The sequence below is a fragment of the Nostoc sp. KVJ20 genome, from assembly GCF_001712795.1.
GTDB lineage: Bacteria > Cyanobacteriota > Cyanobacteriia > Cyanobacteriales > Nostocaceae > Nostoc.
Genome location: NZ_KV757643.1, coordinates 1 through 19511, shown reverse-complemented (window position 1 = coordinate 19511; position 19511 = coordinate 1). Strand labels below are relative to the sequence as shown.

Genomic DNA, 19511 nt, shown 5'->3' with positions numbered 1-19511 from the left:
AGCAAAATGGCTAAAGATGTTTTCCATCAACAGGTAAAAAAAGCATTAATCAAAGATGGGTGGATAATTACTCACGACCCTTTTACAATTCGTGTTAGTGAAGCGATTAAACTACAAATAGACTTAGCTGCTGAAAATGCCAATTGCCGCAGAACGGAATAAAGAAAAAATAGCTGTTGAAATTAAAAGTTTTATTGCAGATTCAGATATCAGTGAATTTCATACGGCACTTGGACAATATCTCAATTATTACCAAGCTATTGAAGAGAAAGAAGCAGACAGAGTGCTTTATCTAGCCGTTCCTATCGAAACATATCAAGACTTTTTCCAACTTTCTTTTGTCCAACGCACCCTTCATCGTTACCAAGTTAAGTTGATAATTTACGACCCAAAATGTGAGGAAATTCGGCTATGGATAAAATAGAACGCTATCGACAATTTATCAAACAAATTTTGAGCGAACATCAACAAATCACATCTAATACCGATACTGTCAAATCACAATTAATTTTAGACAACGAAAACGACCATTATCAACTAGCCTACGTTGGCTGGCAAGGAGATAAGCGGGTGTTTGGCCCGGTCATGCATTTTGATATTCAAGATGGGAAAATATGGATACAGTATAACGGTACGGAAGAGTCTGTTGCTGAACGATTGGTTGAGTTAGGTGTACCCCATTCTGATATTGTTATTGGGTTCCATTCTCCTTTTAAGCGCCAGTTTACTTCTTATGCTATTGAGTGAACTTCAACTCAAGCGAGCGATATATTAATATTGAAAAAGCAGTGAATAGATAGAAAAGCGATCGCTTCTTCTAGATACCCGACCTCTTAAACAAGTCGGGTATCTCTGGAAAGCTTGCTCAATTGTCCTTAAAATCTACTAGCGAACCCCAACAAAACCAGCTTGCTCAATAGCCCTTTGTCCTTGGTCAGTTAATAAAAGATTGGCATAAGCATCTCCAATCTGCTGTTCTGGACCTTTATTCTGCTTAATAATCACAAACAAATTCGCAATCATCGGATAACTGCCATTTTTGATCGCCTGACTATTTAGCTGGTTGCGCTGACGTGGACACTGTTCAGGCGACACCATCGGCTCCTGATAGGGGGTAATTAGCTGACCAGAAGTGTTACCCAATGGTAAAGCCTTCACACTACATTGAAAGACTACTGAACGAGCCGAAGCGTAATACACACCACCAGGGGTTTTACTGAGTTGGCGCACTGCCTCTGTAGCAGAGTAAACATACTGGACATTAGAGCCAAGTGCTTGCCCCTTCAAGTCGCTGTTAGTAGGGAATATTACTGTATCTGCGTCCTCTGGTCGTTGGGAAAAAGCTGTGATGGGTAGATTTGGTCCACCTACTTGATTCCAATTGGTAATTTGCCCCAAATAAATCTGCTGTAATTGTTCAACAGTTAAACCAGGCACATTGAGTGATGGATTGACTACCACTGCTATCCCATCCATACCCACCTGACGTTGCTCAAGGGTGAAGCCTTGCTCTTTTGCGATCGCTTTTTCTTCATCTGTGAGAGGACGGGAAGACTGAGCAAAGTCTAGTTTCCCATCAAGCAACATCCGAATACCGGAGCTAGAACCAGGGCTACCATTAACAGGGTTTACATAGCGTAATTGTAGTTCCGGGCGATCGCTCTGGATCTGAGAATCTACCAATTGCCGAATAGATGCCCAAGCTGTACTACCTCCGTAGTTAAATGAGGCAGGGGGAACATCAGCAACTGTCTGAAAAGTTGATGCATTATTAGAGACGCGGTTGAAATTTTGAGTCGAGGAGGAGTTAGCACTGTTGCGGGACAATAAATTTGGCTTCAACAACCACCAAAGTAATCCGCCAATAACCATAAGTGTTAGAACTTTACCAATAATCAAACCTTTAAGAAAGAGGGCGATTTCGCTGTTAATTAAAGCTTTTCTTTGATTTGTATTGTCCATATCTTTAAATATTGTTTCATTGTATTTATCTTACAGGAATATCTAAGTATTTATCCTACAGTCATCTTGAAGTATTTAAATTAAAAGTAAATCTGTAATAGCTAGTTAATAGCCAGTCTTATGATTGCTGCTAGATGATTAACTTTTCTAATGTAGTGAAATTAAACTTGCTATTTGGTCTTTTTTGCAATGGTGCAATTGCTTTGACAGATTCTTCTGTTAAGTTCTGATTTAGCTAGTAGACTATTCGTCTTAGCTGACGGAAACTCAACAAATCTTTCTAGAAAACTCTTTAGTGGAGTAGGTTGGTTTGGAAGCGATGTCCCCGTATTAATAAATGTATAAATTAAAACTATTACTATCAAACTAGTGGTAGCACCAAGACCAATGCCCAGCAGTAAAATAAAGTTTCTATAAGTTAACAAATAGGTATCATCAGCCTTGTAGTTAATGTCAGCAGATTGTAAGGAATGTGACAACACCACATCAGAATTAAGTGCTTGTAAAGCTTCTGTGGCAGACTGATAACGTTGGTTATAGCGATCGCGAACCATTGTATCTAAAATATTTGCCAGAGCATCACTTACCTCTGCCTTGTCGCGCCAGATCACTTCTCCAGTACTGGGATCTTCTGGTATTTGCTCAGGTATTAAACCTGTCAAAGCTTGAATGCCAATCATCCCGACTGCATAGATATCGCTGCAAAGTTTTGGCTTTCCCTTAGCCTGTTCACTTGGCATATAGCCAGGAGTCCCAACAGCAATTGTTAAGCCTGCTCCCAAAGCACCAATTTTCTTAATACTGCCAAAGTCAATTAGCACAATCTTCTGATCAGAATACCGCCGCATTAAGTTTTGAGGCTTAATATCTCGGTGAATAATATTGTGTTGGTGGACGAAGGCTAACACTTCCAGGATATCTTTTAATAAATTTAAGACTGTATTCTCGCTAAGACGTTGACCTGGTATAATTTCTTGAGTCAAGGCATGACCGTCAATAAATTCCTGGACTAAATAAAAATCTCCATCTTCATCAAAATGGGCAAACAGTCTCGGAATTTGATCGTGGTCGTTGCCTAGCTGGTATAAAACTTCCGCTTCCCGATCAAATAGCTTTTTAGCTATGGGTAGAACAGCAGGATTGGAATCTTTTGGGTGGAAGTGTTTGACGACACAATGGGGTTGTCCTGGTAAATCCAAGTCAATGGCTAAGTAGGTATCACCAGATCCCCCGCTTCCTAAGTGTTTGACAATCTCAAAGCGATTGCGAAGTGTTTTTCTGGCGAGAGAGTATCGATGTCTGTTACGTATACCTCCTCCTAACAAGTAAGTATTACCATATCCTCCGCTTCCCATCAGTTTGACAGTCTCAAAGCGACTTCGGAGTGTTTTTCTGATTAGAGGGTTCTGGCTCATATGGCGTATACTACTTCTTATATTTACTGACCATTCAGAGCTTGGGTGAGGTTATAAATGCTTGCTGCTTGATTTGCTGATATTTGAGGCAGTCACCTGATCAGACCTTATATTTATATGCTTTGGAGCAGTTTCATGGTTAGCAGCTTTATTGGTTCATTTAATACCTTTATAGGCATCTTAATACAAAACTAATTTCTGGAATAGTTCAATAATCTTATCACTTAAGTAAATTTAACACTAATCCACAGTATTTAGAACTGCGGGCACAGGAGAACATTCATAGAGTCAGAGGTTTATTTATTTTAACTTTTGGGTCTGATTACTGACAAAATATTAAAGATACGCAGTCAAAAGCACACATGTCATTACAGTATCCACCACAATTTGTTTATCAGATTTTAGTCATCACTAGCGCGACCGCGCTTGTAATATCAACATGAGTTCGACAAAAATAAAAATTAGTAGGTAATTCCTGAAGCTAAATATCTAGTGATGGTTTTTGAGGCAAATAAGTATAACTTGTCAATCACTCATATTTTATTGTCTCGATCTCCTTAAAATTTTGGCAAATCTATAATGGCTTTTGTAGAAAGGTGATAGTTTTGTTAAATGTGTGAATTACTCAAATGAGAAAGTATTTAAGAATTTTGCTTATAAAAAACATCAAAAATAGAAAGCAAGAAGTATTTTTACTTGTTAAAAATTCGATAACTAATATCTGAACAACTCAAATGAGAAAGCAAAATGGCAAATCACAATGCTTGCGCTCTCTCCAAGAAGTTAAAATTTTAACTTTCATTACTAGAAAAAATGTTAGCACTGCCTTACCTTCAATTAAATCCGCGTAAATTTGCGAACTTCATTTATTGGTTTACTCTATCCTTAACATCTCAAGCTACAGCATATTAACTGGTTATTCAATAGTTTATATAAAACATCCTACTTTTCTGACTTTTCCCACTTTTTACTTGCTCCTTATCACTTGCAATAACTCAGTTGCATATATATATAGAAAAAGCAATAACATTTTATTTAGCTCTTGTAAAACTGTTTTATAGGAAATTCAAGACAGCCATCTGTAACGGCAGCATTTTGTTAATTAAATAAAAAAGCCCCCTAATGGGGGCCTATTAAGTTGTTCGCGTGGAATGAACAACTAATAATTAATACTCACAGCAGATACAGTAATCCGAACAAAATAATCCAAATCACGTCAACGAAGTGCCAGTATATTTCGGCTGCTTCAATGCCAAAGTGCTTTTCGTTACTGTAGTGACCCGGAACGCGCGATCGCCACAGCACAGCAACAATTGCCAAAACACCGATGGTAACGTGCAATCCGTGGAAACCAGTCAAAACGTAAAATGCACTAGCAAATAAATTGGTAGTCAAACCAAATTCCAAATGGGTATATTCATATACTTGACCCACTAAGAAAGTAGCGCCCATCAGAGCGGTAATTGCTAACCAGATTCGCGCACCCTTTGCATCATTCTTTTTAATAGCAGTGTCGGCATTGTGCATGACAAAACTACTAGAAATTAGATTGATGGTGTTAACTCCAGGTAACAATAGTTCTAACTCTGGAGTACCTGCTGGTGGCCATGCAGGTAAGGTAGCACGGAAAGCCAAATAGGCTCCGAACAGTCCCATAAAAATCATCCCTTCAGCAATCAGGAAGACATATAGTCCAAACAGGCGATGGTCTGGATGTTCTTCATGATGACCGACGGACGCTTCCGCCGCGTGGTGATGATTCAGTTCCGTTTTAGCTGGGTCAATAGTTTGACTTTGCATGAATTTTTATAAGTGGGGAATTGGGCATTGGGGATTGGGCATGGGGCATTGGGCATGGGGCATTGGGCATTGGGAAGAGAATTAATTAACCAGTCCCCAGTCCCTAGTCCCCAGTCCCCTGTTTATTTACGGTCTTCGGGATTAGCGGCAACCGCTGGATCGGGTTCTGCTCTTAATACCGAGTTGGGGCCACCAGATAATAATGGATTTGGATCGTACAAAGGTACACCTTCATTAGCATGTTCCAAACCGTAATCATAGGGGCCTGTAGCCAGTACTGGGGTTTGATCAAAATTCTCGATCGCAGGTGGTGAGGTAGTCATCCACTCTAAAGTCAATGCTCTCCAAGGATTATTGCCAGCTTTCTCGCCGTACAACCAACTCCAAATTGCATTGATGATGAAGGGGAATGTCGAAATTGCCAGTATGTAAGAACCATAGGTGCAGATTTCGTTTAGTGTGGTGAATTTGGGGTCATATTGGGCAATACGGCGATTCATGCCCATTAAACCCAGTTTGTGCATGGGTAAAAAAGTCATGTTTAGACCGACAATTGTCAAGGCAAAGTGAACCTTACCCCAAAATTCGTTTACCATCCGTCCCGTCATTTTCGGGAACCAGTGGTAAATAGCTGCAAAAATTCCTAATACGCTACCGCCAAATAGGACGTAGTGTAAGTGGGCAACCACAAAATAAGTATCGTGAACGTGAATATCAAAAGGCACTGCTGCCAACATCACGCCACTAATCCCGCCAATTACAAAGGTGCCGACAAAGCCGATGGCAAATAGCATGGCACTATTAAGCTGGATTTTTCCACCCCACATGGTTGCTAACCAGCTAAATATTTTAATCCCTGTGGGTACGGCAATGATCATGGTGGTGATCATAAAGAACATCCGCAACCAACCGGGGATACCACTGGTAAACATGTGGTGCGCCCAAACAATTAGCCCCAAAAAGCTAATAGCAAGAGACGAATAAGCGATCGCTTTATAGCCAAAAATTGGCTTGCGGGAATGAATGGGGATAATTTCTGAAATTGCGCCAAAGAAGGGCAAAATCATGATGTAAACCGCTGGGTGGGAGTAAAACCAGAACATGTGCTGGTATACTACTGGGTCGCCACCGCCAGTTGGGTTAAAGAACGTTGTCCCGGCAATTAAGTCAAAGGCAAGCAGAATCAAACCTGCTGCTAAGACTGGGGTTGATACCAAAACTAGGCACGAAGTGGCGAACATCGCCCAGCAGAACAAGGGCATTTTGTGAATGTCCATGCTGGGGATACGCATCTTGATCAATGTCACCAGGAAATTTATCGACCCCAAAATTGAGGACGTACCCAGCAGCAGGACACTCATAATCCAAATGCCTTCGCCCACTTGTCCTGTCACCAAACTCAGGGGAGGGTAAGAAGTCCAGCCGGCATCTGGTGCATCGCCTACCACTAAACTGGCGATTAGCAACACACCCGCAGGGGGAATCATCCAAAAGGCAACAGCATTCAGCCGAGGAAATGCCATATCTTTTGCCCCAATCATTAGGGGAATTAGATAGTTAGCAAACCCTGCCCCGGCTGGCACAATCCACAAGAAAATCATGATCGTGGCGTGCAGTGTAAACAGACTGTTGTAGACTTCCGGGGTGACAAAATCTACCTCTGGGGTTCGCAATTCCGTGCGAACCAAATCAGCCATCACGCCGCCAATGCAGTAGAAAATAAACGAAGTGACTAGATATTGAATCCCAATCACCTTATGGTCGGTTTGAAAACCAAAGAAGTCTTGCCATTTTCTGACCCCTGGTTCCTCAAGAAGGGCAGGGATATTGGCAGTTTCTTGCAACTGAGCTTGTGTCATAGTCATTAGTCATTGGTCATTAGTCATCAGTCATTAGTCATTGGATTTTGACTAAATAACATATTGATTAATGGTGAACTTGATGGAGGATTTCTGGCTTAATTCCCATGTCCTTGGTATAAGGCGCAAGAAATTCATGTGGGGATAGATCGGCAGGGTTAACAGCGATCGCTTGATTTAGTGTTTCTTTGCTAGCAACTAGCTGTTCTTGTACCCATTTATCAAAGGCTTCTTGTGGCTCAACAACTACTGGCGCTCTCATTGCACCGTGGTAGGGGCCACAAAGTTCAGCACAGATTAGGACATAATCTCCTGCTTTTTGGGGGGTGAAGCGAATCTCGCTTTGCCTACCGGGGATCGCATCTTGTTTTAGGCGGAACTCTGGAACCCAGAAGGCATGAATGACATCGTTGGCGGTCATGCTGATTTGCACTTCTCGCCCAATGGGGACGTGCATTTCACCTGTAGTTATACCAGTTTCAGGATAGGTGAAAATCCAGGCATATTGTAGACCAGTGACGTTGACTTGTAATTCTGCTGGTTTGCCTGCTTTTTCAGGACTGCCGCCAATTGTCGGAGCAACAATACCTACACCTGGGGCATTCCGCAGTTGGGGAATTTGGTCAGCATTACGAACTTCTGCCGTAGCTGGGTCTTGCATTGCCTCATCAGATTTTTCTTGATTGAGGTTCGGTTCAGTGCCAGGAGCAGTATCGCTTAAAGTTGCAGCGATTGCGGTTCCAGGCATTGCCATTGACTCCTGACTCATCGGTGCTTCATGGATAGAATGGGGATCAAAGCCACCGATTTCGTTGTACACATCAAAGCTGTAAACAGAAATACCGATAACGATAATTGCTGGGATCGCCGTCCAGAGAATTTCTAAAGGTATATTACCTTCAACTGGTGGGCCGTCTTCATTGTCACCTGCACGCCGACGATATCTAAATGCAGAGTAAATTAAAATACCTTCAACGAGCAGAAATATCCCTGTAGAAACGATCATCATCGCGTTGAACAGACCATCCACCAAGACGGCTTCATCAGTGGCGGCTGCTGGCAACAGACCGTGATTTTGACCGTACCAAAGGCTGGCTAGCGTTAGCACGATGCCAATGAGTAATGTCCAGATGGAACTTGGAATCTTCACGGCTTACTTAATTGAATTTACTATGTTATCTCGAAGCTACTCACTTACTAAGGTAGTCTAGGCTGTCAGACATGGGGGACAAAGGTCTGAAATTTTTATTAATTTTTTTGGCTATTTTAGTAATTTTGAGTATGAGTTTACTATCATACAACGCCAAAAATAGATGCAAACCAGTGAAAAAATTTAAGGAAAAATTTAGAATGCTTAAATTAATTGTCATTAATCAATTTTTGACATCTTGAAAAATACCTAAAGCTTCAGGCAAAACCTTGCCAGAGTGATTCAAAGTATAAGTGAGTGCTAATCTATAAACCCTTAGCCTATACGCTAGGGTGAAGATGGGACGCTAAAAGAAAATTGAAAATTTTAAGAGATCCACCAAGAGCGGGCAGAAGGTATCCTTCATGAGCGAATTTGTCCTACAACAACAAAATGAAGCGGCAGTTGAGCAGCAAAAGCCCAAAGAAATGATTCGTCGCTTGGTGTGGAAAATATGCATAGCCACCTTAATTTTGATGGCAATAGGCAGTGCCACCCGCGTGATGAATGCTGGACTTGCTTGCCCAGACTGGCCCTTATGCTATGGCGAACTCGTGCCAGCCAAGCAGATGAATCTCCAGGTATTCCTGGAGTGGTTTCACAGATTGGATGCAGCTTTAATTGGTTTAAGCGCGATCGCACTCTTCGGTTTGTCCTGGTGGCATCGTCGTTTCTTACCCTCTTGGCTGCCTTGGGCATCCACATTCGCCCTATTTCTAATCGTCTTCCAAGGGGTTTTGGGGGGACTCACCGTCACCGAACTGTTGCGGTTTGATATTGTTACCGCCCATTTAGGCACGGCGCTATTGTTTTTTAGCACCCTCTTGATTATCGGCACAGCACTCACACCCTATCAGGGGACTGGAACCGTTGGTAAGTTACCTTGGGTCAGTTTAACTGCTGCTGTTTTAGTTTACCTGCAAAGTCTGCTAGGTGCTTTGGTAGGCTCTCGCTGGGCGCTACATCAATGCCTCGGCGGTTCTCAACTTTGTACTGTAATGTACAGCCATATTGCTGGTTTAGTGCCGCCAACAGTGGCAACCTTGGCAATGGTATTTATCTGTTGGCGGACACCAGCACTACATCCAGCCTTGCGGCGACTGGCAAATATGGCTGGTGGGTTGTTGACCTTACAAATCTTGTTGGGATTCGCCACCTTCAAATTACATCTCCAAGTCGAACCTCTCACAGTCTCTCACCAAGCTATAGGAGCAGCTTTGCTGGGTACTTTGGTGGCTTTCACAGTTCTCGCATTGCGTGACTGGGCTACTAGCCGCGAGATCACAGTCTTGAGCAATGAGTGCTGAGTATGGAGTCAGAGAACAAAGGGAGTAGTGGAAGCAAGAATTCCTAACTCTTGTACAGACGCGATTAATCGTGTCTCTAACTCCTAACTGAGCACTAAATTATGGCCGCAACGGCGAGTATTGCGACCCACGCAGGTGCAGAAAATCTGTGTTTTCATTTGCCTGAAAGAGCCAGCTTGAGCGGGGGCTGCATATAAGTTGTTGAAAAATAAGGAACCAGAGCCAAAATGATTGAGACTAATGTCTCTCGCCACCACGAAACATTTTTACAGGTAGTTCAAAGTTACTACCAGCTAACCAAGCCTCGGATTATTCCGTTGCTTTTGATTACTACGGCTGGGAGTATGTGGATTGCTGCTAAGGGAGAAGTAGACCCATTGCTGTTGCTAGTAACTCTCACTGGTGGCACTTTGGCTGCTGCAAGCGCCCAGACGATTAACTGTGTCTATGACCGGGATATTGATTATGACATGGAGCGGACGCGCCATCGTCCGATACCTTCGGGTAAGGTGCAGCCACGCGATGCTCTAATTTTTGCGATCGCGCTGGCGACGATTTCCTTTACACTCCTAGCAGTATTTGCCAACCTGTTAGCCGCCCTGCTAGCTTTCTCTGGCATCGTCTTTTACATTTTGGTCTATACCCACTGGCTAAAACGCCACACCACCCAGAATATCGTTGTTGGTGGGGCGGCTGGGGCAATTCCGGCGTTAGTGGGTTGGGCTGCCGTCACGGGTACATTAAGCTGGTCAGCATGGTTAATTTTTGCCATCGTCTTTTTGTGGACACCGCCCCATTTCTGGGCTTTAGCTCTAATGATTCGGGACGATTACGCAAAGGTTGGGATACCAATGCTACCTGTGATCGAAGGTGATACGGCAACCGTGAAGCAGATTTGGTACTATACGCTGGTGACAGTATTTGCAACTGTGTTATTGGTTTATCCTTTGGGTGCAAGTGGAATTCTTTATGCTGTGATCGCTCTAAGTCTGGGAGGATTATTTATCCACAAATCTTGGCGGCTGTTGCAAAATCCAGAGGATCGCACTGTCGCTAGAGAGTTGTTTCTCTATTCCATCTCCTACATGATGCTGTTGTGTCTGGGGATGGTAGTTGATAGTCTTCCCGTTACCCATAATCTAATTAATGCAGCGATCGATCATCTGCATTTTATAGTTTAGGGGATGGAAAATTTAGCGATCGCGTTTGTTAAAGGGGCGCGATCGCATCTTTAGAGATTCAAAAATATACATAATAATTAGAGTTCGGCAGATTTGCGATGTCTACGATGGGCTACGCCTACGCGAGTAAAGTTTCAGTGATAAGTGAATTTATTAAACATTAATTACACTTACCTATTTATTCATTTTTAATAGCTATGGAAAAATCAACGCAAGTAATTCGTCACGAGTGAAACCAGCATGAGCAGCAACATCTCTCAGTATGGCGTTAAGAGTACCAATTTTAATCGGGTCATGGGCGGGAACTGTGATATGATGCTCGCCATTCTGTTGAGTAGTTAACCGAATGTGACTGCCCTTTTGATGACTGACCTCGTATCCTAGACGAGCAAGAGCGTTAACTAATTCTGAACCAGATAAATCTCGTGGGAGCTTCAAGAAGCTATTACCTCATCACGAACTATGTGTAACCGAATAATTTTAGGACGGTTTTGTTCATTAGGAAAATGGCAGTGAACTGCATCACGAAGCATTTCGCGGAGTGTTTCTATATCGTCAGCCTGAGTAAAAATTGACTCGGTTAAAGCTCTAGCTGTATAACCACCATCTGGATCATCTTCAACGAGAAATACAATTTCAGTCATAGCTAATCTTTCCATAACTACTAAATTTTACAATCTACAAGACTTGACAAGGGAGAAAAAATCCTCCCAAGCGCAATTCTTTATGCTGCGATCGCCCTAAGTCTGGGAGGATTATTTATCCACAAATCTTGGCGGCTGTTGCAAAATCCAGAGGATCGCACTGTCGCTAGAGAGTTGTTTCTCTATTCCATCTCCTACATGATGCTGTTGTGTCTGGGGATGGTAGTTGATAGTCTTCCCGTTACCCATAATTTAATTAATGCAGCGATCGATCAGTTGCATTTTATAGCTTAGGGGATGGAAAATTTAGCGATCGCGTTTGGTAAAGGGGCGCGATCGCATTTTAAGAAGTTCAAAAACTTTTACTGCTATATTCTCATACACAAATTGAGAACAGATAAGCTAATAAGGGTATTGCTTGCTTCACTTGAACATTTTAATCGCTTTAGTTGAATGGACGCCTGAAAAAATCAATAAATCTCTTGAATGCTCCATTAGGTGGATCTGAACTTGACTTTTCATTAGGTACAAAATCGTTGATGGAATATGCAGACGCAGTAACCCGTTCTTCAATTGGTGCTATATCCTCATCTCTAAGTCCCAAAGTCTGCTGATAACGTCGCAAATCATTGCGAATAGAGTCACTGAAAGGAAACTCTCTCTTAATCTCATCAACTAATACCTGCTCATATTGCTGCAATTTTTGCTTGTACTCTCGATAAGGTTTTAAAACCTTAGATTCGATTGCAGCAGTGTCTTCAGAGAGCAACCCCAAATTCTGGCGTAGCGTATCTAAGATTTTGCGACCAATAATAGAAATCTCGCCGCGATTAGCATAAATCTCAACTTCTTTACGATACCTAAGTTTAGGATCTGTTGCTTGTGCTTTAGCAATGATAATATTAAAACCTTCTGGCGATGCATATATTTCTGGTTTTATTGCGGGAGAAACTTCTTGGACTTTTCTTTTAGCATACTCGTGCAACTCATTAACAGAAATCAAACCATCTTCATTCAAATCACCTGCACCTGTGGCAATTCCTTCAACCAGATAACGCGTGTAAATAGAAAGCTCCTCCCCAATCTGCTCAAAAGAATACTGGGTTGAAGTTGACGATGTAAGAACTATTCGTCCCTCGCCTCCTAATTGAGTTCTAATATCTACTGAGCTATCCTCTTTTGCTGACAAACCTTCGGCAAACGCTCCACTGAAGCAACTGTCCAGAATCACCACTTGGCGTCTAGAACGGCTTTCACTCATGCGGTCGTGAATAAAATTGGCAGACACCGACGTTGAGCGAATCAATTCGCCCCTCGGCGTCTTACTGGTGTTCCGAGTCCCAAGATACAACCTACCGCGATCATCTTTGATCCCGTGTCCTGAAAAGTACAGCAACAGCAAATCATCCTTACGACGACCCATAAGACCCATAAATAGATTCTCAATCTCTTCTTCCATTGCCTGTCGGTTAGGATTTGTTAAGCATTTTACCGCAGCAAAATTACCCATTTCTGGATGTTGTAAAACTCTTTTTATTGCCTGTACATCCTTTACAGCTGAAGGAAGTGGTGTTAAGCCAGGCTCATATTCACCAACTCCAATCAACAACGCTATCTTGCCTGTGAGCTTATGATTAAGTAGTGAAATCTCTTCTACAGGAATAGTCGATTCTAGAGGAATATTTAAGCTGACTCCAGCAATCTTTACTTGACGCTCTAATACATGTAATTGATTAAATTGAGCCGTTGCGCCTTTCAAATTGTTACGAACAAAGTTTGCCATCCCACGAGCATAAACTAATAGTGGTTCAAACCCCGTCAAAGGTTCTGCAAAAGTCTCTACTAGATATGCCATGCGAATCCACTCGGATTTTTCCTCCAATTTCAACTTTGAAAGAGTTAATGCCAATTCACGCGCTGCCTCACTTGGGCGAGTATAAGCTAATGCTGTCCACCTCTGAGCCTGAGCAAAATCACGAATATCCGGGTCGTGACTTTCAACTTGCTGCCGCACATAGGTAAGCAAAAAATCAGACAGTTGATTAATCCGCTTTTCGCCAAAACGAGGATTCTCTTTTAAATCTCTCAATAGGGCATTTCGCACTGCTGCATCCATTTCGTATAGTTCATGCCCCACTTCATCGCAAAGGCTAGAAAGCAGCAGATCAGCCACAGCGAGCCAAGGTATTTTCAACTCCTGCCTATGAATATCTCGTTGGAAATTCGCCCATATTCGGTAAAGTAAATCTGGGGTGAGCGCTAACGGAAAAGCAGCATGATAGGCAAAAGAGAGGTGTGCTTCCCCGAAGCGTTGACCAAAAGATTCAATTCGACGACTAGCTACTTCTGGCTTCATGCTCTCTACCCTTGAAATACTCCCAGTTAAATTAATTACAGCCCCTGCCTCAATTGTGCATTGATTCCCCGACCCCGCAAGACATCGATCGCACCATCAAAACCCTGTCGGCTAACTTCAAACATCGGCACTAAACTGGCAATTTCTCCTGCTGTTGTGCCAAACCAGCGCTCTGTTGCCATTGGATTCAGCCATGCAATATAACGCGATCGCTGTTTTAACTGGTCTAAAAATTTTTGGGTTAACTCCAACCGTTCCAGACTAAAACCGCCCCGTGCTGCTCCCCCATCACTAAAAATTAATACAGCGGAACGCTCTGGGCGCAACTGAGCTAGAAAATCTGTGACAGGTTGGGCTTTTTGGCGCGTATGGTCATGGTAAAGATACTTAGTTGGGCAATTGTGAAAGTAGTAAATACTAGCTTTTCCTAAGCGTCCGCCTCGTAATGCTGTCTGGGCTAATCGCTGGGATAGTGCGTGAAAGGGAACCATAGATCCCTTGTGATCAATCAGCAAAAGTAGTTCAGTTCTATTCACACGACTGGGCATCATTACAGGCTCTAGCAAAACCCCCTGCCGTACCACTTGCTCAATAGTTGCCTCTATGTCTAACTCTGTGGGCAAACCTTGGCGTACCATTCGGCGTAAATGCCGCCAGCTTTGTTTCATCTGCCGCCGCGTCACTGGAAAATACTCATCGGTTTCGGTAAAGCGATTAACAGTAATTTCCTCATTATTTTGAGTAGTAATCTGTACTGCTTCAGCCACTTGCATCTCATCCTGTACTTCCATTAATTCTGATGAAACAGGTATAGTGGCAGGTGTTGTATTGAGCAAATCAGGTGAATAATTATCGTCACTTTCTACCGCTTCTTGTCTTCGGGAAGACGTTTTCTCTTCTTCCTTCCTGACAAAAGGTTTTATAGGATAAGGTTCTGTTATTACTTGTTGAAAGTGATAGTTGAACAGGTGTTCTTCATCCTGAGATTTTACCCACAAGGTACGGCACAGTTCTGCTAACGCTTTTTGATCAGTCGTGCCAAAGCCTTCCTGTAAAGCTGTCAAAACAAGGCGGTATTCATCGATCCCCAAGGGCAAACCTGCCTCGCGCAGTTGTGTAAAAAGCTCAAGCAGTGGTAGTTCTTCGTGGTGAGCTTCTATCTTCATACTTCTGGCTGCGATCGCATCTGTTCACCATAACGGCGATAATCATCCCAACTCTTCAGCAACACGCCAGGATAGAGAAGTTCTGTTTTTAACTTGCTGAGAATTTGATCATCTTGATGATGACTAAGAATCCGCACCCAATCCATCAGTTCGCTGGTGCTGACCTTTTTTCCTGCTTCGCCCTTGTCCCGCCGCATCTCTTCGCGCAGTTCTAAAAAGCGATCAATAATTGCGTCCACTAATTCCAAAGGCGAGATTGTAAACCGAGTCTTGACAATTTCGATTAACTGCTGACGTTCAGGGAATTTGACATAGTGAAATAAACAACGACGTAAGAAAGCATCAGGCAAGTCTTTCTCATCGTTACTGGTGATAAAAACAATTGGTGTTGCTTTGGCTTGAATTTTCTTGAGCAGACTGTTTTGTTTTACTTCTGTGACTTCAAACCTTTGCTCATCAAGCTCTAACAGCAGATCGTTAGGAAAATCAATGTCAGCTTTATCTATTTCATCAATCAAAACCACAGTTGGCTGCTCGTTGCGAAAGGCACGCCCTAACGGGCCCCACTCTATATAGGCATCAGCATTTTTTGCTTTGACTGCGGCTTCTTCATCTATTTTGGAGGCAGCAAGTTGAGCATCCCGCAACCTGCCCACGGCATCATAGGTGTAAAGACCATCCCGCGCTCGACTGGTAGATTTGATGTACCAAGCTTCATAAGGTAAACCCAACTCATAAGCCACCGCACGAGCCAATTTTGTCTTGCCGCATCCTGGTTCTCCCTTTAATAGTAAAGGGCGTTCGAGGGCGATCGCTAAATTCACAGCCTCTACCAATTTCTCACTAGGCAGGTAGGGATACAAGATTTGCCCCGTCTCCGGATCTTGCTCTCCTGGCTGGGGTTGAACCTTACCTACATATTTCAGCCGCTTTCCGTCTAAAGTTCTAACCACCGGGTTTCCTCCTCCTGCCAGTTACAGCCACACAAACCAAAAATTTCAGCAAACACACGCTCTGGAATGCCTTCACTCTTCTCTAGAATCACCTGAACTGTATAGTTAATTTTTTTAGTCATCTGGATTGGTAGAATATCAATTGCATTTTCCATCCAGTTAACCAAGACTTGCTCAGATAAGGGATCAATCATTGGTAGCCTAATGGGAATATGGGGTTTCCATACCAGATCAAGCCGATCTGCAAACTCAAGATTCCAAGTATTGACACAACCATCTTGGTCAAGCAAAAACATCAGTAGAAAAAATTCGTTGCTTGAGCAAATTGTCTGTGGGGTTGAGTTTACTAGAGGCAACCAAAAATCATGGATTAATTCGTACAGATAGGTTTCATCAATGCAATCGAGATCGTGAAATACTAGGATGATATGTTGAGTTTTTAATTGAGCTACGACATTCCTGGCAATCTCTTCATGGGATGAAAAATCTTGTACTCCAATCCGACGACCCAACTCTCTCCATAAGGCTGCAATATCAGTCCTAAGTGCCCGGCGTGAGAGATAAAATTTGATTGGGGGAGTCACTGTACTTTCAGGAATTTTCTGTAACAAACGCTTCAGTAACCAGATTTGACCATATTCTGGCGAACCATGAACTAAGAAAGCTCCTATACGTTTTTCTGTAATAAATTCTCGGAATAACTGTACCTGTGCTATGTAGTTGAGGCGAAACAGTTCACTGTGTATTGGCTCACTCTTGCAAGACCTCTCAATAATCTGAATCTGCTTCAGGAGGCGATCGCGCTCTACCTCAACCCGCTCAATTTCCTTGTCAAGCTGAAAAGCTACTAAAGTCCCTGCTTGGATAGCGGAATCAATCCGCAAGCGGCTTATCTTTTCGCTGAGGAGATCGTATTGTTGTTGAAGTTCTTCCTGTCTTTGCTGTAAGTGCCTAAATAAGGACATCAGTAAGTTTTAATATCCAATACTGAGATAATACTATTTTTGTTGCAGGCTGTTTTCTAGCTGCTCGATCTGTTGAGTAAGTTGTGTTATTTCAGCTTCAGCGTTTTGAATCTGTATTTCTAACTGGAACTTCACAGAAGTAGCGGATTCTATCGCTAAACTTTGCCGCAGACGGCTCAATTTCTGGCTCAACAAGTCGTAGTATTGCTGGAGGCTTTCGATTTCCTGTAAAATTCGCCGTCTTTGCCTAATATTGAAGCTAGTTGATCCAGAATCCAAACTAGTTGAGTTAGCTACTACCCTCTCTAATCCTTGCTGTTGTATTTCTTGAATAGGAATACCCAATATTTCAGTTAGTGTGCCTTCTCTGAACAAAGCTGAAATCTGCTTAAAACCTTCTTGAGAACCTAATAAAACTAGCTTTACACTGCCTGCTTCAATTTTTTGTAGTGTCAAGGATGCATCTCCCGAAATTTGACGTAAATGGGCAACAATAGCTTCTGCTAGTGGTCTGTCAATATCATTAATTGTGGCACTTAATATAAGAGTATATTTAACCGGATCGGAAGTATTTTTTATAGGTATTTTTTTTACGTACAAGACTGGAGTCAGATGTTCTGAAATACCTTGTAATCTAATTTCTACGCAACCGAACTTGTAAGCCTGATCTATCGTCCGCCTTGCTGCCAATGCTTTGTAAAAACCAACAGCAAAAGCGATCGCGGCTTGATCTCCAATTTCTTTATTCATACCAATGACAAAAGAAATATGTTGTGCAATTGCTTTTGCTTGAGCTTCGGAATAGCAAGCATTCAACAGCACACAATTTATTTGATCGGCTACTAGTTCAAATAACGCTGCGAGAGCATCGGGTTGTACAGGTTGGTATTTTCCGAGTAAATCTTCAAAACAAAGCTCACCTGTACTGGTTCCATGTCCAGAAAAATGCACAATCTGCGGCTCAACATCGAATATTGCTTGGCTGATATCTCCCGGACGTACAGATTCACGGGAGTCTAGAATAAATCTATCTCGCTCTCTTGCTAGTTGCAGTCTCTCACGAATATCACGTAACTCTTGCCCCAAGCGTAATCGTGTAGCATTACTGGGATCTGCTGCTAAAAACAGAATTTTGATTTGACCATTACTGCTCATTTAGATGATCAACCCAGAGTATGATTTTTGACTAAGTTCATTTTCACATAAGTAAAGACCATAATTGTTGCACCTTTGCCGCTGTTCTTGTTAAAAACATAAAAATCTGGCATTTAAATTGAGAACTACTCAGAAAACAATCGAATCATTAATCTAGTTTCTAGGAGATAAACAATTTGTTATTAGAGTTAAAGGGATTTGCACAACTAGAATTAGAACAGTAAAGCATATTTGGGAATATATCAGCAGATAGTGTCTATGTTCAGTTTTCCCAATTTATGCTTACTGGGTTTCACGAGTCTTTATATTTTTGAGCGGATTTACTTCTAGTGGCGGCTACAGTCTCAAGTTACTTTTGCTAGCGTAGTGATATAAGGTTTATCGATCCCCCAGTAAGTGGCTGGAAGCAAAAGGATTAATATGGCTCATTTAAATCAGCGTCGCTCTCAAAATGTCAACGGCGATTTTTATGTAGATACTACCTGTATTGATTGTGATACCTGTCGCTGGATGACTCCTGAAGTATTTTCTCGTGTTGATGAACAGTCGGCGGTTTATCATCAACCAACAAATGATGCGGAAAGATTAGCTGCACTGCAAGCACTTTTAGCTTGTCCTACTAGTTCCATTGGCACTGTTGATAAACCAAAAGATATCAAAGCTGTTCAACAAAGTTTTCCAATATTAGTAACAGAAAATATTTACCACTGCGGCTATCATTCTGAAAAATCTTACGGTGCTGCTAGCTATTTAATTCAACTTCCAGAAGGTAACATTTTGGTGGATTCTCCCCGTTTTACGCCGCCTTTAGTCAAGCGTTTAGAAGAACTGGGGCCAATTCGTTATATGTACCTAACTCATAAGGATGATGTGGTAGATCATCAAAAGTTTGCCGAGCATTTTCAGTGCGATCGCATCCTCCACGTTGATGATATTACTGCGGATACTCGCAATGTAGAAATACAGCTAACTGGTTCTGAACCATTTACCTTGACTCCAGATTTATTAATTATTCCAGTTCCCGGTCACACTAAAGGACAAACAGTCCTACTTTATAAAAATAAGTTTCTCTTCACTGGCGATCATCTCGCTTGGTCAGAAAGCTTCCACCAACTAGCTGCATTCCACAATGCCTGCTGGTATTCTTGGTCAGAACAGACTAAATCAATGCGTAACTTGGCTAATTACTCTTTTGAATGGGTGCTACCAGGTCACGGGCGAAGGTTTCATGCTGATAAAGAAACCATGCGCCAGCAGATGCACAAGTGTATTCAGTTGATGGAATCTTTGAATTGAGTGAAACTGTCACACTGACCGACATCCCGCCCAGAACTGAAGTTCAGGGCTGATAGCGAAAGTCCACTCAAGTGGACTGAATTGATTATTTAGTCCACTTAAGTGGACTTCAGCTATTAGACTCGGAATTCATTCCGAGGCGGGATAGAAACGCAGTGAGAGATTTATTAATAAAGATATGGCTGTGGGCTTGTGTGTACACGGTAGCTTTTAATTAGAGAGAGGTCAGACTGTATTGCATACAACTGGAGTTTGGACTAAAA

At 42.3% G+C, this 19511-nt stretch carries 16 protein-coding genes and 2 pseudogenes; 6 read left to right on the top strand and 12 right to left on the bottom strand.

All coding sequences use genetic code 11. The features are described 5' to 3' along the window. Window positions 1-6: 6 nt before the first annotated feature. Window positions 7-424, top strand: a pseudogene (locus tag A4S05_RS21460) (XisH family protein). Further along, window positions 412-747 carry a XisI protein gene (locus tag A4S05_RS21455; protein WP_069071825.1) on the top strand — a complete coding sequence of 112 codons (336 nt, stop codon included), beginning with the start codon at window positions 412-414 and terminating at the stop codon, window positions 745-747. Before A4S05_RS21460 ends, A4S05_RS21455 begins: the two are co-directional and overlap by 13 nt. 138 nt (window positions 748-885) lie before the next feature. On the opposite strand, the gene A4S05_RS21450 is transcribed toward A4S05_RS21455, so the two are convergent. The 5 genes from A4S05_RS21450 to A4S05_RS21430 all read right to left on the bottom strand — a co-directional run bounded on the left by A4S05_RS21450 (window position 886) and on the right by A4S05_RS21430 (window position 8186). Continuing rightward, the gene (locus A4S05_RS21450; protein ID WP_069071824.1) at window positions 886-1962 is read right to left on the bottom strand and encodes a PstS family phosphate ABC transporter substrate-binding protein; all 1077 of its coding nucleotides are present in this window, start codon (window positions 1960-1962) and stop codon (window positions 886-888) included. A gap of 170 nt (window positions 1963-2132) precedes the next feature. Then, entirely contained in the window at window positions 2133-3377 is a 1245-nt protein-coding gene (locus A4S05_RS21445) for a serine/threonine-protein kinase (RefSeq protein WP_069071823.1), read from the bottom strand. A gap of 1173 nt (window positions 3378-4550) precedes the next feature. Then, a complete protein-coding gene (locus A4S05_RS21440; RefSeq protein WP_069071822.1) occupies window positions 4551-5177 on the bottom strand; it encodes a cytochrome c oxidase subunit 3 in 627 nt (208 codons plus the stop codon). Window positions 5178-5299: 122 nt separating this feature from the next. Beyond that, a complete protein-coding gene (ctaD, locus tag A4S05_RS21435; protein WP_069071821.1) occupies window positions 5300-7036 on the bottom strand; it encodes a cytochrome c oxidase subunit I in 1737 nt (578 codons plus the stop codon). A gap of 67 nt (window positions 7037-7103) precedes the next feature. Then, window positions 7104-8186 carry a cytochrome c oxidase subunit II gene (locus A4S05_RS21430; protein WP_069071820.1) on the bottom strand — a complete coding sequence of 361 codons (1083 nt, stop codon included), beginning with the start codon at window positions 8184-8186 and terminating at the stop codon, window positions 7104-7106. 404 nt (window positions 8187-8590) lie between these two features. On the opposite strand from A4S05_RS21430, the gene A4S05_RS21425 reads away from it, so the two are divergent. Then, window positions 8591-9532 (top strand): COX15/CtaA family protein, encoded by a 942-nt coding sequence (locus A4S05_RS21425; protein ID WP_069071819.1) that lies wholly within the window; start codon window positions 8591-8593, stop codon window positions 9530-9532. A 227-nt stretch (window positions 9533-9759) separates the two neighbouring features. Continuing rightward, window positions 9760-10713: a heme o synthase gene (locus A4S05_RS21420; RefSeq protein ID WP_069071818.1), complete on the top strand. Its 954-nt coding sequence runs from the start codon at window positions 9760-9762 to the stop codon at window positions 10711-10713. A 195-nt stretch (window positions 10714-10908) separates the two neighbouring features. Here A4S05_RS21420 and A4S05_RS21415 read toward each other — a convergent pair whose 3' ends face one another. Together A4S05_RS21415 and A4S05_RS21410 are read right to left on the bottom strand one after the other, a co-directional pair. After that, window positions 10909-11151: a type II toxin-antitoxin system HicA family toxin gene (locus A4S05_RS21415; protein ID WP_069071817.1), complete on the bottom strand. Its 243-nt coding sequence runs from the start codon at window positions 11149-11151 to the stop codon at window positions 10909-10911. Next, window positions 11148-11357: a 2-oxoisovalerate dehydrogenase E1 subunit beta gene (locus A4S05_RS21410; RefSeq protein ID WP_069071816.1), complete on the bottom strand. Its 210-nt coding sequence runs from the start codon at window positions 11355-11357 to the stop codon at window positions 11148-11150. Before A4S05_RS21410 ends, A4S05_RS21415 begins: the two co-directional genes overlap by 4 nt. A 69-nt stretch (window positions 11358-11426) precedes the next feature. On the opposite strand from A4S05_RS21410, the pseudogene A4S05_RS39165 reads away from it, so the two are divergent. Next, window positions 11427-11651 (top strand): annotated as a pseudogene (locus A4S05_RS39165) (protoheme IX farnesyltransferase); the annotation flags it as partial. Between the two features lie 151 nt (window positions 11652-11802). Here the strand turns inward: A4S05_RS39165 and A4S05_RS21405 are convergent. Genes A4S05_RS21405 through A4S05_RS43460 form a run of 5 tightly spaced genes read right to left on the bottom strand, consistent with a single transcriptional unit; the run spans window position 11803 to window position 17952 of the window. Further along, window positions 11803-13713, bottom strand: a complete 1911-nt coding sequence (locus A4S05_RS21405) for a caspase family protein (RefSeq protein WP_069071815.1) — start codon at window positions 13711-13713, stop codon at window positions 11803-11805. Between the two features lie 35 nt (window positions 13714-13748). Then, entirely contained in the window at window positions 13749-14879 is a 1131-nt protein-coding gene (locus tag A4S05_RS21400) for a hypothetical protein (RefSeq protein WP_069071814.1), read from the bottom strand. Beyond that, the gene (locus tag A4S05_RS21395) at window positions 14876-15832 is read right to left on the bottom strand and encodes an AAA family ATPase (RefSeq protein WP_069071813.1); all 957 of its coding nucleotides are present in this window, start codon (window positions 15830-15832) and stop codon (window positions 14876-14878) included. Before A4S05_RS21395 ends, A4S05_RS21400 begins: the two co-directional genes overlap by 4 nt. Then, complete coding sequence (locus A4S05_RS40470; RefSeq protein WP_069071858.1) at window positions 15817-16797, bottom strand: hypothetical protein; 981 nt, start codon at window positions 16795-16797, stop codon at window positions 15817-15819. Before A4S05_RS40470 ends, A4S05_RS21395 begins: the two co-directional genes overlap by 16 nt. A gap of 33 nt (window positions 16798-16830) precedes the next feature. After that, window positions 16831-17952 (bottom strand): CHAT domain-containing protein, encoded by a 1122-nt coding sequence (locus tag A4S05_RS43460; RefSeq protein WP_256091070.1) that lies wholly within the window; start codon window positions 17950-17952, stop codon window positions 16831-16833. Window positions 17953-18372: 420 nt separating this feature from the next. Here A4S05_RS43460 and A4S05_RS21380 point away from each other — a divergent pair, with 420 nt between their 5' ends. Next, window positions 18373-19248, top strand: a complete 876-nt coding sequence (locus A4S05_RS21380) for an MBL fold metallo-hydrolase (protein ID WP_069071812.1) — start codon at window positions 18373-18375, stop codon at window positions 19246-19248. Window positions 19249-19511: the final 263 nt, after the last annotated feature.